Origin of the sequence: Blautia sp. DFI.1.216 (genome assembly GCF_020594215.1) — a bacterium.
In the GTDB taxonomy this organism is placed as follows: domain Bacteria; phylum Bacillota; class Clostridia; order Lachnospirales; family Lachnospiraceae; genus Blautia_A; species Blautia_A wexlerae.
Window position 1 is genome coordinate 1 of the sequence record NZ_JAJDML010000065.1, and the last position, 16,135, is coordinate 16,135.

General features: G+C 38.8%; 19 protein-coding genes and 3 pseudogenes. 19 read left to right on the forward strand and 3 right to left on the reverse strand.

Features of this window, described 5'->3' with window-relative positions; all coding sequences use genetic code 11:
* Positions 1-177: 177 nt before the first annotated feature.
* From LJE11_RS16880 to LJE11_RS16925, 10 genes are all read left to right on the forward strand, one after another.
* Complete coding sequence (locus LJE11_RS16880) at positions 178-1,506, forward strand: IS200/IS605 family accessory protein TnpB-related protein (RefSeq protein ID WP_227296286.1); 1,329 nt, start codon at positions 178-180, stop codon at positions 1,504-1,506.
* 273 nt (positions 1,507-1,779) lie between these two features.
* Positions 1,780-2,001: a hypothetical protein gene (locus LJE11_RS16885; RefSeq protein ID WP_025579122.1), complete on the forward strand. Its 222-nt coding sequence runs from the start codon at positions 1,780-1,782 to the stop codon at positions 1,999-2,001.
* Positions 2,002-2,029: 28 nt separating this feature from the next.
* Positions 2,030-2,545 carry a CarD family transcriptional regulator gene (locus LJE11_RS16890; RefSeq protein ID WP_165858274.1) on the forward strand — a complete coding sequence of 172 codons (516 nt, stop codon included), beginning with the start codon at positions 2,030-2,032 and terminating at the stop codon, positions 2,543-2,545.
* 236 nt (positions 2,546-2,781) lie between these two features.
* A complete protein-coding gene (locus tag LJE11_RS16895; RefSeq protein WP_118409054.1) occupies positions 2,782-4,149 on the forward strand; it encodes an MATE family efflux transporter in 1,368 nt (455 codons plus the stop codon).
* 12 nt (positions 4,150-4,161) lie between these two features.
* Positions 4,162-4,749: a cytidylate kinase-like family protein gene (locus tag LJE11_RS16900; RefSeq protein WP_055054295.1), complete on the forward strand. Its 588-nt coding sequence runs from the start codon at positions 4,162-4,164 to the stop codon at positions 4,747-4,749.
* A 310-nt stretch (positions 4,750-5,059) separates the two neighbouring features.
* Positions 5,060-6,796: a glycogen synthase gene (locus tag LJE11_RS16905; protein WP_165858275.1), complete on the forward strand. Its 1,737-nt coding sequence runs from the start codon at positions 5,060-5,062 to the stop codon at positions 6,794-6,796.
* Positions 6,797-7,093: 297 nt separating this feature from the next.
* Entirely contained in the window at positions 7,094-7,735 is a 642-nt protein-coding gene (locus LJE11_RS16910) for a class I SAM-dependent methyltransferase (RefSeq protein ID WP_008706683.1), read from the forward strand.
* A 12-nt stretch (positions 7,736-7,747) separates the two neighbouring features.
* Complete coding sequence (locus LJE11_RS16915; protein WP_008706681.1) at positions 7,748-8,530, forward strand: hypothetical protein; 783 nt, start codon at positions 7,748-7,750, stop codon at positions 8,528-8,530.
* Positions 8,527-9,333 (forward strand): class I SAM-dependent methyltransferase, encoded by an 807-nt coding sequence (locus LJE11_RS16920; RefSeq protein ID WP_008706680.1) that lies wholly within the window; start codon positions 8,527-8,529, stop codon positions 9,331-9,333. Before LJE11_RS16915 ends, LJE11_RS16920 begins: the two co-directional genes overlap by 4 nt.
* An 11-nt stretch (positions 9,334-9,344) precedes the next feature.
* On the forward strand, positions 9,345-9,668 hold the full coding sequence (locus LJE11_RS16925; RefSeq protein ID WP_008706678.1) for a hypothetical protein: 324 nt from the start codon (positions 9,345-9,347) through the stop codon (positions 9,666-9,668).
* A gap of 353 nt (positions 9,669-10,021) precedes the next feature.
* Here LJE11_RS16925 and LJE11_RS16930 read toward each other — a convergent pair whose 3' ends face one another.
* Both LJE11_RS16930 and LJE11_RS16935 read right to left on the reverse strand, forming a co-directional pair.
* Positions 10,022-11,353 carry an MATE family efflux transporter gene (locus LJE11_RS16930; protein ID WP_008706674.1) on the reverse strand — a complete coding sequence of 444 codons (1,332 nt, stop codon included), beginning with the start codon at positions 11,351-11,353 and terminating at the stop codon, positions 10,022-10,024.
* Complete coding sequence (locus LJE11_RS16935) at positions 11,353-12,363, reverse strand: LacI family DNA-binding transcriptional regulator (protein WP_227296288.1); 1,011 nt, start codon at positions 12,361-12,363, stop codon at positions 11,353-11,355. Before LJE11_RS16935 ends, LJE11_RS16930 begins: the two co-directional genes overlap by 1 nt.
* A gap of 285 nt (positions 12,364-12,648) precedes the next feature.
* Here LJE11_RS16935 and LJE11_RS16940 point away from each other — a divergent pair, with 285 nt between their 5' ends.
* Together LJE11_RS16940 and LJE11_RS16945 are read left to right on the forward strand one after the other, a co-directional pair.
* The gene (locus tag LJE11_RS16940) at positions 12,649-12,903 is read left to right on the forward strand and encodes a helix-turn-helix transcriptional regulator (RefSeq protein WP_202018874.1); all 255 of its coding nucleotides are present in this window, start codon (positions 12,649-12,651) and stop codon (positions 12,901-12,903) included.
* Positions 12,893-13,351 (forward strand): DUF6773 family protein, encoded by a 459-nt coding sequence (locus LJE11_RS16945; protein WP_330600964.1) that lies wholly within the window; start codon positions 12,893-12,895, stop codon positions 13,349-13,351. Before LJE11_RS16940 ends, LJE11_RS16945 begins: the two co-directional genes overlap by 11 nt.
* 118 nt (positions 13,352-13,469) lie before the next feature.
* On the opposite strand, the pseudogene LJE11_RS20565 reads toward LJE11_RS16945, so the two are convergent.
* A pseudogene (locus LJE11_RS20565) lies at positions 13,470-13,601 on the reverse strand (DUF6783 domain-containing protein); the annotation flags it as partial.
* On the opposite strand from LJE11_RS20565, the pseudogene LJE11_RS20570 reads away from it, so the two are divergent.
* From LJE11_RS20570 to LJE11_RS16975, 7 genes and pseudogenes are all read left to right on the forward strand, one after another.
* A pseudogene (locus LJE11_RS20570) lies at positions 13,539-13,703 on the forward strand (DUF6783 domain-containing protein). The pseudogenes LJE11_RS20565 and LJE11_RS20570 sit on opposite strands and share 63 nt — an antisense overlap.
* On the forward strand, positions 13,672-14,424 hold the full coding sequence (locus LJE11_RS16950) for an alpha/beta fold hydrolase (protein WP_227296290.1): 753 nt from the start codon (positions 13,672-13,674) through the stop codon (positions 14,422-14,424). The pseudogene LJE11_RS20570 and the gene LJE11_RS16950 overlap by 32 nt, the downstream one beginning before the upstream one ends.
* Positions 14,421-14,615 carry a hypothetical protein gene (locus LJE11_RS16955; RefSeq protein ID WP_177275998.1) on the forward strand — a complete coding sequence of 65 codons (195 nt, stop codon included), beginning with the start codon at positions 14,421-14,423 and terminating at the stop codon, positions 14,613-14,615. Before LJE11_RS16950 ends, LJE11_RS16955 begins: the two co-directional genes overlap by 4 nt.
* Positions 14,616-14,793: 178 nt before the next feature.
* Positions 14,794-15,033, forward strand: coding sequence for a DUF3791 domain-containing protein (locus LJE11_RS16960; RefSeq protein WP_044951932.1), 240 nt, complete (start codon positions 14,794-14,796; stop codon positions 15,031-15,033).
* Entirely contained in the window at positions 15,030-15,500 is a 471-nt protein-coding gene (locus LJE11_RS16965; protein WP_008706660.1) for a DUF3990 domain-containing protein, read from the forward strand. The genes LJE11_RS16960 and LJE11_RS16965 overlap by 4 nt, the downstream gene beginning before the upstream one ends.
* Entirely contained in the window at positions 15,497-15,739 is a 243-nt protein-coding gene (locus tag LJE11_RS16970) for a DUF3791 domain-containing protein (protein WP_008706659.1), read from the forward strand. The genes LJE11_RS16965 and LJE11_RS16970 overlap by 4 nt, the downstream gene beginning before the upstream one ends.
* 68 nt (positions 15,740-15,807) lie before the next feature.
* A pseudogene (locus tag LJE11_RS16975) lies at positions 15,808-16,135 on the forward strand (hypothetical protein); the annotation flags it as partial.

A 16,135-nucleotide genomic window follows, 5' to 3' on the forward strand; every position in this document is an offset into this window, starting at 1 on the left:
CTGGAAGTAAGGGGATTACCCATAAATATATTGTAGTAGTGATGAGTTAGACGCGCAAATTTTTTACCAAAAGAAAGAACAGATGTTTACTTCTGGCACTATATGTGCTAAAATATAGCCATAGGTAGTAGAAAAAACAACAGAATCTGAGAAAAGAGTTATCAGGGAGAAATAAAAATGCAGATAATATCCAGTTATGGTGTAGAATTACGAAAACAGAATATCCCGATCCGCCAGACACTGGAGATCTACCGTTCTGCTGTCAGCTATCTGATTGGGATTTATGTGCAGGTATGGGAAGAATTAGCAGAAATCCCGGATGCAAAGAGACGTTTTAATGCTGCAGAACATCTGGTACATACCACGAAGAAAAACCATGCCTGTTTTGATTTTGATATTCGGTTTCCAAAGATGCCTTCCTATTTGCGCAGATCTGTCATCCGGCATGCACTGGGGACAGTATCCTCTTATAAAACACGGCTGGATCTATGGGAAAAGACCGACGGAAAAAGCGGGAAACCAAAGCTTGTATATGAAAACCACGCCATGCCGGTCTTCTACCGTGATGTCATGTATCGTGAAGGCGCGGAAGGGAAAGACGAAGCATACCTGAAACTCTATGACGGTCATGACTGGAAATGGTTCTGTATACGTCTGGAGCATACAGATATGGAATATCTGAGAAAATACTGGTCAGGGAAAAAGGCATCTGCTCCAACTCTGGAAAAGAGACACCAGAAGTACTTTTTGCGTTTTTCCTATACAGAAGAAGTAACACTTACCAAAACACCTGTAAAAGAACAGATCATCTGCAGTGTGGACTTAGGGATCAATACCGATGCAGTCAGTACCATCATGCGGGCAGACGGAACTGTCCTGGGAAGAAAATTTATCGATCATCCCAGTGAAAAAGACCGGATGTACCGTACATTGGGACGGATCCGCAGATTCCAGAGGGAACATGGCTCTGCGCAGACACAGGGAAGATGGGCATATATGAAACGTCTGAATACAGAACTGGGCAAAAAGACTGCAGGTGCGATTGTGAGATATGCGGAAGAAAACCATGCAGATGTGATTGTGTTCGAGTATCTGGAGATGCAGGGGAAGATATCGGGAAAGAAAAAGCAGAAACTGCACCTGTGGAGAAAAAGAGATATCCAGAAGTGTTGTGAACATCAGGCACACAGGAAAGGGATGCGGGTATCCAGGATCTGCGCATGGAATACCAGCAGACTGGCTTATGATGGTTCCGGGGCGGTAACACGTGACTGGGAAAATCACAGCCTCTGTACTTTCCAGACAGGAAAACGATATAATTGTGACCTGTCAGCATCCTATAATATAGGAGCGAGATATTTTATAAGGGAACTTTTAAAACCCCTTCCGGCAACGGAAAGGTCTTTACTGGAGGCAAAAGTCCCTCCTGTAAAGCGTAGAACCTCATGCGTCTATGCAGATCTGAGAAAACTCCATTCAGAAATGGAACTCTTAAAAGCAGCATAGATACAGGCAGATATACAGCGGACTACCTGTAATGTGGGAACCTGCCATATCTGGCATGGGAAATGCGCATAACTGCGCACCTAAGTTACAGGCGTATCCGCCGATATTCAGTCTGACGCCTAAAGCGTCTGGAAGCACGTGACTTCAGTCATGTGAGGTTCACATCAAAGTAAAATGGTTTTATAATAAAAATAAGGGCGAGTAGCATAATGAGTCGGAAAACAACAGTTATGCTGCTTGTTTTTATAAAATGAATTTCAGGAGGGACTGTATATGCATGAGTATGAAATCTTTATTGAGGATATAAATCCGTGTGGAGGAGAACAGTACAGTAAAAAAACTTTGATCGAGGCAGAAGCAGCCAGCCCGGAAGCTTATGTAAAAGAAAATGGAAGATTTCCAATTCTAGAATCCACACGCAACGAGAGTGGAGATGTTGTAATAGTAACAGGAGACAATCAGGGTTCTTTTGTACGTTATACTTTTACGGAATAAGAATGCCGGTCAGCAAGGAGTGGATTTTGTGAAATATGAAATTGGAGACTTTGTCAGCAAACCAGTTATAGGTATCTGTAAAATAGAAAATATTTTATATTTGAATCCGCAGGATGAAAAAAACGATAAGTTATATTATCTGATGAAACCAGTAGAAGATGAAAAGGACAAAATATATGTTCCTGTTTCAAGCTCAGATTCAAGACTGAGATTATGTCTGACAAAAGAAGAAGCCTGGAATCTGATCAAACGAATTCCGGATATCCCGACAGCATGGACAAACAATGAAAAAATGAGGGAACAAAATTATAAAGAAGCAGTAAGAGCAAATAACCCCGAAGCATTAGTTGCTATTATAAAAATGATTTATCAGCGGAAGCAGAAAAGACTTGCACAAGGGAAAAAATGTACTGCTACAGATGCAAGGTATTTCCAGATAGCAGAAAATCTGTTATATATGGAACTGGGAGTTGCACTTGAAAAGCCAAAGCAGGAAATCTGTAAAACGATTATTGATTACATCGATCAAAATAAAATAGACTGATGCGTATTGTAAAATGTAAATCGTAAAAATATTTCGTTTGACTTTTTAGAAAACAGGAAATATAATGATAACGAACGAGTAGCAGATGAGCGTAAATCCAGTTTCATGCTACTCGTTTTTCTTTTGTTAAAATAGAATATTTGCCATGAAAAAGTGTGTAGCCTGTTAGCGTAAGTCCAGCTTATGTGACAGGGTGCGCACTTTTTTTGTGCAGAAAAGAGAGGAGTAAAGACAAGATGGCAGAAAGTAACAAGATGAAGGATATGCCGGTGAATAAGCTGATGATCCAGATGGGAATCCCTATGATCTTATCCATGGCATTGCAGGCGGTCTATAACATTGTAGACAGTGCATTTGTAGGAAATATGAGAGTAGGCAGTGAAGCAGCATTAAATGCCCTCACCCTGGTATTTCCGGTTCAGATGCTTATGGTAGCGGTAGGAATCGGAACAGGTGTAGGAACTAATGCACTTCTTGCAAGGACACTTGGACAGGGAAACAGGGAAAAGGCTGCAAAGGTAGCAGGAAACAGTCTGTTCCTGGGTGTGATCATTTACGTGGTCTGTTTAATGTTTGGTATCTTTGGGGTGAAAGCATATATTTCATCACAGACAGTTGATGCAGAAGTACTTGAAATGGGAGTCAGTTATCTGCGGATATGCTGTGTGATTTCTTTTGGTATTATTTTCTTTTCTTTATTTGAAAAGCTATTACAGGCAACAGGTCGTTCTCTTTATTCTACAATCGGACAGGTGGTTGGTGCTGTTGTAAATATCATTCTCGATCCGATCATGATCTATGGTATTGGACCTTGTCCTGAAATGGGAGTGAAAGGCGCAGCTTACGCAACTGTAATTGGTCAGGTTGCTTCTGCTGTATTGCTGCTTATTTTTCATATGAAACTGAACAGGGAATTCGGGCATGGACCGAAATACATGAAACCGAATGCTGGTGTTATAAAAGAAATCTATGCAATCGGACTTCCGGCAATTATTGCGCAGGCTCTGATGTCTATTATGGTTTATGTGATGAATCTGATCCTGAAGTTCAATCCATCAGCACAGACAGCCTATGGATTGTTCTATAAAGTCCAGCAGTTTGTTCTCTTCCTTGCTTTTGGTCTGCGAGATGCGATCACTCCGATCATTGCGTTTGCTTATGGAATGAGAAGCAAAAAGAGAATTCAGGATGGTATCAAATATGGACTTATTTATACCATTGCATTAATGATTCTGGGAATTGCAATTACGGAGATTTTCCCCGGAGCGTTTGCAATGCTGTTTAATGCAGGACAGTCAAGAGAATATTTTATTGCCGCGATGAGAGTGATTTCAGTGAGTTTCTTGTTTGCCGGAATTAATGTTGCTTATCAGGGAATTTACCAGGCATTGGATGGCGGCCTGGAATCACTGGTGATTTCACTTTTGAGACAGCTGATTATTATCCTGCCACTGGCGGGAATCTTTTCTCTGTTTGTCAGAAATGGTCAGATGGGAGTTTCGTTGATCTGGTGGGCATTTCCAATTACTGAAATAATTTCATGTTTTGTGGGATATGTATTTTTAAAGAAAATCAGAAAAAATAGGGTTGATGTTTTAAACTAGGAGGAATCAGAGATGGCAAAAAGAATTATTACGATCAGCAGGGAATTTGGAAGCGGTGGACGTTTTATCGGAGAAGAAGTGGCAAAGAAACTCGGAATTGCATATTATGATAAAAATATCATTGGTCAGATTGCAGAAAAGTCCGGCTTATCACCGGAATATATTCAGGAAAATGCGGAATTATCTCCGAAAAAAGGTTTGTTCGCATATGCATTTTCCGGTCGTGATATCACAGGAAAATCTGTGGAGGACATGGTATATGAGGCACAGAGAAATATTATTTTAGAATTGGCTGAGAAGGAGCCTTGTGTGATCATTGGAAGAAATGCAGACTATATCTTGAAAGACCGGGATGATGTGCTGAATGTATTTATTCATGGGGACATGCTGGAAAAAATAAAGCGTATCACTGGTTTATACAATGTAAAAGAGAAGGAAGCTGTGAAAATGATGGCAGACACAGATAAAAGGCGAAGAACAAATTATAACTTTTACACAGATCAGAACTGGGGAAAAGCCAGCAATTACACACTGTGCCTGAACAGCTCACAGCTTGGATATGACAGATGTGAGATGATAATTATGGAATGCGTGAAATAAAAACAGATTATGTTTTTTATTCAAATTGACTGAGTGGAAGATCCCTTTTTCTATGTAGTGTATCTGTAAAATAAAAGAGGCAGATATAATGAAAAGGAATAAACCAGCTTGTATCATTCAGGTAAGAGTTAAGTGATGGAAACATTTCAGATAATAATAGTTACTTTGCGCATTTTGTGTTATAATTGAGATTAACAGGAAATGATAAATATCTGCAAAATGAATGTTTATCAGGAACTTACCGGAGGACATTTTAGTTAAGACGTAATAGATTTCGGACTTTGTAAAATGCAAAAGGGAGATCAATGATATGAGAAAAAAAACAGTTCAAACAAGCAGTACCAAAAGCAGTACCAAAGGCAATGCAAAGAGTAATACAAAGAGTAATACAAAGGGCAATGCAAGAAACAGCGTAAAAAGCAGTGTAAAAAGCAGTGTAAAAAGCAGTGCAAAAAACAGTCCTCAAAAAGCTGTTAAGAATGTTGCTCCAACAGTAGAGAATGTTTCTGTTAAGCAAGCCGTAATTATTCAGGAGCCATCTGTTGAACAGAATGAACAGAACATTCCAACGAGACAGCCTGATCTGGGACCGCGAAGAAGTGTAGCCTTCATTGGATCAGAATGTTATCCATTTGTTAAGACCGGCGGATTGGGAGATGTAATGTCTGCCCTGCCAAAGAGTCTGGCAAAATTAAACATTGATGTTAAGGTCATTATTCCAAGATACAAATGTATTCCTCAGAAATTTCAGGAAAAGATGGAATACAGGGGTTCCTTTGATATGAATCTCTGCTCTGATGGAAAGCAGTATTATGTGGGAATTATGGAATATCAGGAGGATGGGGTTGTCTATGATTTTATAGATAATGATGAGTTCTTCTCCTGGGGAAATCCATATACGAATCTCATAGATGACATTCCGAAATTCTGTTATTTTGCAAAAGCTGCCCTTGCTGCCCTTAATTATCTGAACTGGACTCCTGATGTCGTGCATTGTCATGACTGGCAGGCAGCTTTAGTACCACTTTATCTGAGAACCTGTTTTCAGGATACAGATGTAGGACGTGCAATTTCAGTACTCACAATACATAATCTGAAGTTCCAGGGTATTTATGACAGAAAAAAGATTCAATACTGGTCAGGACTTCCTGATTATGTATTTAATAAGGACTGTATGATCCAGAACTGGCTGGATGCCAATATGTTAAAGGGTGGCATCGCTTACAGCAATAAAGTTACAACTGTAAGTAACACCTATGCTTGGGAGATTCAGACAGAGGAATATGGAGAGGGACTTGCAGAGCATTTAAGATATCACAACAATAAGATTTTGGGAATTGTGAATGGTATTGATACGGATATCTGGAATCCTGCAACTGATAAGCTGTTAGCTGCTGATTATGATGAGAAGTCAGCGATAAAGAATAAAAAGATTAATAAAAAAGCTCTTCAGGAATCTCTGGGGCTGGATGTAGATGAGCATAAGATGGTAATCGGACTTATTTCACGTCTCACCAACCAGAAAGGTCTTGATCTTGTAAATGACGTAATCCCGGGAATTATGGATGAACATACGCAGGTGGTTGTTCTTGGTACTGGTGATTCTCAGTATGAAAATACATTCCGCTATTATGAAAACAAATATAAAGGCAATTTCTGTGCATATATTGCTTACAATGAAAATGTGGCTCACAATATTTATGCAGGATGCGATGCACTTCTGGTTCCATCAAGATTTGAACCATGTGGACTTACACAGCTTATAGCCATGAGATATGGTGCAGTTCCGATTGTAAGAGAGACCGGAGGACTCAAAGATACGGTTCAGCCTTATAATATGTTTGAAAATACAGGAAACGGTTTTACATTTGACAGATATGAAAGCGGGCTGCTTTACGATGCGATCAACAGAGCAAAGACGCTCTATTTCGAGAACAGAAAATCCTGGGATGATATGGTGATCCGCGATATGGATAAAGATGTTTCCTGGGAAAAGAGTGCAAAACAGTACAAAGATATGTATGTAGGATTAACACCAAGAGATTAGTGTGCCGACAATATGCTCAGGCGTATATTTCGAAAACGATGTACTGGTCTTTCCAAATGGTTACGCAGTGCGTAACAAATTGAGACAAATCTGGTTGATAAACCAGATAAAAGTGGTATACTGAACACAGAAGAAAAGAAACCGTGTGGAATTACAGTTTTGTTTCACACGGTTTTTTAGAAAATTAAGGTTAGATAAAACTAACATATATAATAGCGATTTACTGGACAATGTAAAGAGGACGGATTTCTATGAAAATATTGGTTTATGGTGCAGGTGTGATTTGAGGAAAACAACATGAAAAACAAAGAATACAAAAAACTGTCAATTGCTGAATTTACAAAAGCAGCAGGAAGATATGAAAGTAACCATGCGGGTATTTACGAAATGTGTAAGAAGGACTATCCGGATATTTTGGAAGAATTAGAGAAAGAGCCATTTAGAGATTTATTGGACGCTGGATGTGGACCGGCTCCGATGATTTCTTTATTAGCAGAAAAATATCCAGACCGACATTATACAGGTCTGGATTTGGCTCCGGCCATGATTGAACAGGCAAAAAAGAAAAACATTTCAAATGCAACGTTTGTTGTAGGAGACTGTGAGAACTTTCCTTTTGAAAATGATTCATTTGATGCAATTATTTGTTCTATGAGTTTTCATCATTATCCGGATCCACAGGCATTTTTTGACAGTGTAAAAAGATGTCTTCGCCCAAATGGAAGATTGATCCTGCGGGATGTGACCAGTGACAATAAAGTATTGGTATGGCTGATGAATACATTGGAAATGCCTCTGGCAAATATATGCGGACATGGAGATGTTCGGGTTCCAACAAGAAATGTGGTCATGAAATGCTGCAGAAAAGTAGGATTAAAAGTAGAAAAATTTGAAATCCGCAAAGGTATGAGGATGCATTGTGTTGTCAGAAAAGCCTGAAGGAGACCGGTTATGAAATTTTATGAAAGTGGAGACAATCGTAAACCTGTGATATTTTTATTTCCCGGTACCTGTTGCCTGTATAGTAGCTTTGATCATGTACTGGATGGGTTACATTCTTATTTTTATACGGTAGCAGTTTCTTATGATGGATTTGATCCAAACGAGAAAACAGAATTTTATTCGATGGAAGATGAATGTGAAAAAATTGAGCAGGAAATCAGAACAAAGTATGGTGGGAGAATTAAAGCAGCGTATGGATGTTCCCTTGGAGGAAGTTTTGTATCCCTTCTGATTCAGCGGAAAAGAATCCATATAAATCATGGCATCATTGGGAGCAGTGATATGGATGAAGCAGGTTCGTTTATGGCAAAGCTCCAGTCATCTATCATTGTGCCAATTATGTATAAAATGGTACACACGGGTAAATTACCTAAGTTTATGCAAAAGAAAATAAATGAAGCAGATGAATCAAGAAAGAAACTGATTGATGGATTTGTAAATATGTTTGGTATTGACAAGGGAGGAAGTCCATGGATTACGAAACAGAGTGTTTATAATCAGTTCTATTCTGATCTGGTTACGAAAGTCCAGCATGGAATTGATGTACCGGGAACAACAATTCACGTGTTTTATGCAACAAAGATGGGTGAAAAATACGAAAAGAGATATTGTACTTATTTCAAAAATCCGGATATCCGAAGACATAACATGCAGCATGAAGAACTGTTTTGCTGCCATAGTGCAGAATGGGTGAAAGAAGTAAAAAAAGCAGTAGAAGGCGACAGACAATGAAAGAAAAAGTGAATGTGACAGGTGTGCCGGAAACGATGGTACAGACCTTGTATGCAAGAGCAAAAGAAACAAAAAAGAAAAATGCTAAAATAAATGACGAAATTGCAGTAGAACTTGTGAAAAAGCTTGATTATGACTTTTCCAAAGCGGATAAAGATAACGCTATGACTTATGGTGTGATTGCGAGAACAATTGTATTAGACCGGATGGTTAAGCAATATTTGGAGAAAAATGCAAATACAGTTGTTATAAATATTGCATGTGGACTGGATACCAGATGTTATCGAATGAAAGGGAAATATCTGCATTGGTACAATATAGATTTGCCGGAGACTATGAAGATAAGGCGGCAATTTCTTCCAGAAACAGGTCCGATATATCAGATTGTAAAGTCTGCAATGGATAATTCCTATATAGATGATATCGATTATCACGGTGAGAATGTTCTGGCAATAATCGAAGGGCTTACAATGTATTTGTGTGAAAAAGATATCAGAAAAATGTTTTCTATTATTGAAAAATCGTTCAAAAAGGTAACCGTAATGGTCGAAACCATGTCACCTTTTGTTGTAAAACATGTGAAAGAAAAATCCATAGAGGGAAGCAATGCAAAATTCACATGGGGAGTTAAGAACGGAACAGAACTGCAAAGAATTGTGCCGGGATTTTCTGTTCAACAGGAAGTCAGTCTGGTTGAAGGAATGAAAAAGCTTATACCGATTTATCATGTGATAGGAAAGATTCAAATCGTTCGGAATATCTCAAACAAAATAATAGTTTTGGAGAAACGTGGCCGATATTAAGGAGATGATAAATGAAGAAAAGACATTTTGATGTGGAAACAGATGGATTTTATGGTTCATACTGGAAATGCAAAACAGGATCAGACTGTGCAATGATTGCCATGATCGGGGATGATCCAGAGGATTATCTGGCGCATACATCCGTGAAATGGCTACATAAACTCGGTGTGAATGTGATGACAATGTCACCTGGAAAAAAAGATTATGGACATCATAATTATCCATTGGAACGTATAGAGAAAGCAATCAATTGGTTAAAAGCACATGGTGATCAGAAGATAGGAATTGTCGGGGCATCTACTACAGGAACACTGGCATTGACTGCTGCTTCTTAGTGAAACTGGCATTTCAGGCAGCAAGAAAACATCCGAAAGAATGTCGCAGAGCACGTCTGGATATTGACTGGCGGGTAAGAAATGCTGTTGCAAAATGGAAGAGAGTAGATAGATAAAAAATAGACAGAAGGTGGAAGTGTGGTATTTAAAACAACAGGAAATAAATCAAATCCAGTCATCTTGTTTTTCCATACAATGGGAGTAATTGGGGAAAGCAGTATGTCGGACGGGATATAGATAATCAGTTAAATCTCCACACAAAGCAATCAAGGATATGATTTAAAGGGGATGTCGGTTAATTCCACATTTCGGCATCCCCAGTAGTGATTGAAAGGATCCCAGCAAGAAGTAAATCAGCATAAACTAATTATCCATTTACGCCTTTTAAAGACAATTAACGATACAGCAAGCCTGAATAATTCCTCCGTGGTAAGCAATGTATACACACCAACAATTCCCCAATTGAATACATATGCTGCAAGCAGACACAGTGGAATTCCGATACACCATGTGCCAACAATATCAATGATCATAATGATTTTGGTGTTACCGCCACTTCTTATAATGCCTCCGCCAAGTATCATATTTTCCACTTTGACCGGAGCATACAAGGCAAATACGATAAGCAGTGTTTTTCCAAGATCTTTTACGCTGTCATCAACACGATATAATCCGGTATATACTCCGGCCAAAAGAATGAGTAAAGCCGATACCGTTACCGCACCAAATAAGCCTGCATACATAATCTTCTTTGATTCTGTGTAAGCCTCATCATATTCTTTCCTGCCAAGTCTTTTGCCGACTATCACACCGGCAGCCGCAGACAATCCACTAAGTGCCCCTACCATAAGCCCTTGTATCGGACCGGTAAGTGTATAGGCTGCAAGGCTTGATGTGCCAAGATGTCCATAAACAGCAGACTCCACATTTTGCCCGAGACTCCATAAAAATTCACTAATTAGAATCGGCATAATCATTATCAGATAATCTCTGATCGTGATTTTTTTAAAATGTAGAGACAATACCGGTTTATCTCCATCTTTTCTGATACATAAGACAAATCCGATAACAATAAATATCAGGTTAAACAACTGCGAAATAAGTGTGGCAATGGCAGCACCCTTTATTCCCATACATGAAAATCCAAATTTTCCAAATATCAGCAGATAGTTCAGTCCTGTGTTTACAATAACTGCTCCAAAGCTTGCCAGAAATGGTATCGTGGCATATTCCTTACAGCGCAGCCAGGAGGATAAAATATTGCTGACAGCCATTGGAATATAAGAAAATGCTACGATTCTAAAATAAACCGCACCAGTATTTATAATACTCATATCTTTCGTATATAATCCAAGAATCTGCGATGAAAAAACTCCGGCTGCAAGCAGGAACAATGCTGATATCATAATTCCGCAGATGAGGCTCACATCAAAACTGCACCATGCCTCTTCTGTTTCCTGTGCACCAATAAACTGTGCAATTAATATCCCGGCAACCGTGCTTACTGCACCAATCACCACTGAAAAAATCAATGAAAAATTACCGCATAATCCAACTGCCGATATATTTGTCTCGCCTAACTGTCCGATCATGATCTGGTCAACAATTGAAAATGATGCCTGCAGCATGCTTTGCAATGTGACAGGAATTGCTATTTTACACAATGATTTCATAAACTTTGACATTATAATTTCCTCGTACTTTCTCTTTGTATTAAATCAACCGGTAACACGATTTCTGTCTTATATTCTGCTCCATCGCGCATTGCCTCCAAACATTCAATTGCCGCTTTCGCCCTTAAATTTGCTTCCTGATGAATCGTTGAGAGGGAAGGATTACTTTCCCTGCTTGCCATGTTATCATCAAAGCCGATAATCTGGATATCCTCTGGAATCCGAATGTTTTTTCCTTGTAAAAACTTCATAAACTCAAGTGCATAAAAATCGGACACTGCAAAAACAGCGGTAACATTGCTTTTTAACAGCTGCATATATTTATCCTCGTAAAAGCACATTCTTTCCCTTTCTGTCTTTGGTATCTCCCATCTATATGTTTCTCCTGGTTCAAAGGCTTTGCGAAACCCTTCGATGCGTTCTTTATCCATGCAGATGAAATTATCTGCTATGCATAATGCTTTTTTATGTCCCAGTTCCTTTAAATATTTTCCGGCCTGATAGCCGCCGTTATAATGATTGATGACCAGATTTACTACCTTTGAGCATTTTTCAAAATAGCCATCATACACTACAAACGAAATCCGCATCTGATTTCTGAGGCTTTCATAATCAGCTTCACAAAATCCAATCAGAATCAGTCCATCCATATTCCACATGGATGCAAATACCGGAATCTCTTTGATATCAGATGTCGTTTTTATCATCAGAAAATAACCTTTTTCATTAACCTCGTGGGAAAGAGCATTCAGCGATGACATCACAAATCCATCCTCTAAAACCCTGCCCTCATACTTTTCATGGTCATTTACCACCACTCCGATGATTCTTGAATTATTTCTCGCAAGCAAAATGCCAGCCATATTCGGGATATATCCCGACCTTTCAAGTTCCTGCTGGACGCGTTTTACCGTTTCATCTGAAATCTTTTCTGTTTTGCCGTGAATCACTTTTGAGACAGTAGCAGTACTAAGACCTAACGCATCTGCAACATCTACGATTCTAATCCTGTTCTGTGTCATTTCCATTCCTTCTTCTGCAATATTATGATTATATGGTACATTATAAATGTGGAATTTACAAAGGTTAAGCGCATAACCCATTACAAAATTTGTATTCGATTTTTGTGATATTTTGCTATTACATAACGCATTTTCAGCAATTTGGATACACCTGAAAGAGTACTTATGGACATAAAAATGACAGGGAATTTTCTTATCGTGAAGTAAAAATTCAATTATGGGTTAATCATTAAGGGCATTCTTATCTTAATATACAAGACAAAAAAGTAAAATATAATTGATATTATGGAAAAGAAATGTTACTTTATAAATGGAGGTGAACATAAAGTGGCAAAAAATATTGCGATAAAAGTGGCAAGGGCTGAAAAAGATATGACGCAAAAGGTCTTAGCAGAAGCTGTTGGTGTTTCAAGGCAAACTATAAATGCTATCGAAAAGGGAGAATATAATCCCACAATAAAACTGTGTTGTAAAATTTGTCGCGTATTAGATAAACGTTTAGATGATTTATTCTGGGAGGATGAAGAGGATGAAAATTAGGAAGATGAAAAGTAATTTAGATGAACGTCAGGAACTAAAACTTCTTAAAATCGAACATAATGGATGTTGGATTGCTTTTTGGGGATTGCTGATTGTAATGGCAATACAAATGATAGTGGGGAATGACAGTATCAAGAATCTTGCCGGAGAAGGGGCTGTACTTATGAGTCTTGCCTTTTATCTTTTGGTTGCATGTATCCGAAATGGAATCTGGGACAGGAGATTGAAACCGAATTTCAAGACGAATGTCATAGTCAGTAGTATTGCGGCAGTGTTGACAGGAATTATATGGTTTAGTGTTTCCTATCGGAATTACCATAAACTTATTGGTTCAATTGCAACCGGAATTATTATGTTTGTGCAGGTGGAAATCTTATGTTTATTAGCATTAATGATATCTTCTAAAATATATAAAAGAAGAGTACAGAAACTTGAGGAAGATGAGTGATATATGAAGTAGAAGATATTAATGATATCTGGAAATGATAAATCATTGGGAAATGGTTTATGGAAAGGGGGCGAAAAATGACAGAAAACAGTTACAAGACGCCCTGTGGCTGCATCCATTATTTTGTAAATATAATAGATAAACAGAGAATTACGTTAGAGCGTGTCTGAAAAAGGCTTTCTGCAAGATGTGCGTCACAATTTGTGGGATATTTTGCCCGGATGAGGGCGCCGTAGCGGGCTACGGCAACTGAATTCGGGTGAAATATCCCGCAAAGTGGGGCGTGCAGATTGCGGGAATGATTTTTCAGACACGCTCTAGTGTTCTTACCGGGACTTACGGCAGACCATAGGCTTTTTGAGAAGCAGACAGAATATTTTGAGAATAAACAGAATGTGTTTGTATGGGATGCACCATCACATGCATTATCCAGACCATTTACGAATAATTACGGCCTGTCTGATATGGCAGAATGGCTTTATGAAATTTTAGCAAAAGAAGAAATTTATAATCCAATCATTATCGGTCAGTCTATGGGTGGATATCTGGCCCAAATGTATATGGAATTATATCCGGATAAGATAACGGGGTTTATCTCCATTGATTCTGCACCGCTTCAAAAGTCTTATATGACTGCAATGGAAATATGGCTTCTTGAAAGAGTAGAGCCATTATATAGAATATATCCATGGAAAGCTCTTCTTAGGGCTGGTTCAAGAGGGTGCTCTGAGACGGACTATGGTCAGAATCTTATGCGAAAGATGATGATGGCCTATGACTCAGAGCATAAAGAATATGCAAGGCTCGCTGGCTTCGGGTACAGAATGCTTGCTGAGGCAATTAAAGCAGATTTGCCATATCATATCAGTTGTCCGGCATTACTTATCTGTGGAGAAAAGGATAAAGCGGGATCTGCAAAAAGTTATAATAAGAAATGGCATCAGAGGGAAGGTTTATCGCTTAAATGGATAAAGAATGCCGGTCATAATTCCAATACTGACCAGCCGGATGAAGTAAACAGACTTATAGAAAAATTTATCAGCGAGATAGATAGGAAAGGAGTGCCCGGATGAAATTAAATATACAGTGGAAAAAAGTATTATATGGAATTGCATTGATAGTTATTAGTATAATATTGGCTGCTCTGCATTTTATTGTGGCTGGAAAAGGTATCGGATATTTTACTTCTGGCATTATTGCAGTTATATCGGTATCTACTTGGGATTCAAGCGTGAGTTTTCCAAACTTATCGGATTCTTGGTAGTTGCCTTAGTAGCCGTTGGTCTTGTATTCAATACGTCCGGCGTAAAAGACGTATTGTTACAGTTATTCAATAAGATTATTGGAACGTAAATTTAGTATTGTTATTGTGCGGACATTTGCATATAATAAAGATAAAAGCGTTCAAATGGAGAACAGTGATTCCGAAGGAGGGCTTGCAGATTATGACAGATGAAAAAATCAAAAATTCCAGTGAGCTGGAGTTTGCTGTTTTTTGCATTGAAAATGTAGCGGCAAAGCTGGGTGTGAATGCAGAGCGTGTTTATCAGGCATTTACCGAACAGAGTAATATTTTGAACGGCTATATTGTGCCGGAATATGAAATGTTGCATACCCAGAGCAGGGAATATATTGTTGATGACCTCCTTGACGTGATGAAAGAAAGGGGTGTAGAAGTATGATTCTCTATCATGGTTCTTTTTTAGAGATTGCTAAGCCAGATTTAGCTCATTCTCGCCCCAATGTGGATTTCGGGCGTGGCTTTTATGCCACGCCGCTATATGAACAGGCTGCAAAGTGGTGCGGCAAGTTCAAACGTCGTGGGAAAGACGGTATTATTTCCCGGTATGAATACGATGAAAGCCGGGAATCTGAACTGAAAATGCTGAAATTCGATTCTTATTCCGAAGAATGGCTGGATTTTATTTTGAACTGCCGCAGCGGGAAAGATTCGACCGATTACGACCTGGTTGTGGGTGGTGTTGCCAATGATAAGGTGTTCAATACTGTGGAGCTGTTCTTTGACGGGCTGATTGATAAGACGGAAGCTATCAACCGCCTGCGTTATGAAAAGCCGAATCTGCAAATAAGTTTCCGCACAGAAAAAGCATTGTCTTTATTGCATTTTGAAGGGAGTGAAACATTATGACAGCGAATCCGATTTTGCTTCAGAAAAAATATAGCCGTGTTATTGAATGCTTTGCTAAACAGCAGGGGCTCTCGCTGGATGCGGCATTGGATTTCTTTTATCATTCCCAGGTTTATCAGCTGATTCGTGACGGTGTTTCTGATATGCACTGCATGAGCGATGCATATTTGGCAGAGGAACTGGAACAAGAATATGCCGGGAAAGTGCCTGTAAATGTGGTAGTAAAGGATATGATTTAAAGCAGTCTTTCATTTAGGATCGACTGCTTTTTTCATATTCAAAATTAAAAAGAAAGGACTGAATTACGATGGAAGAGAAACTTCCTTTTGCTGGCGACATTGTAAGGACAACTTCTGTCAGACGATTAAACAAGCTGTACTTTGCTTATATGAATTTATCGCCAGAAGTTCAGCAGGCTTATAAAGAGTTGATTCTCTATTGTGGCGGTGTTGAGGATTTATTGCAGAAATCAGAAATATGGATAAAGAATTCTGGTCATAATTCCAATACGGACCAGCCGAATGAAGTAAACAGACTGATAGAAAAATTTATCAGCGAGGTAGATAGGAGAGGAGTTGAAAAAAAATTAGCACTCACCTCTTGTTATTACAGCGTAGCTTTTGTCTTAGTTCATA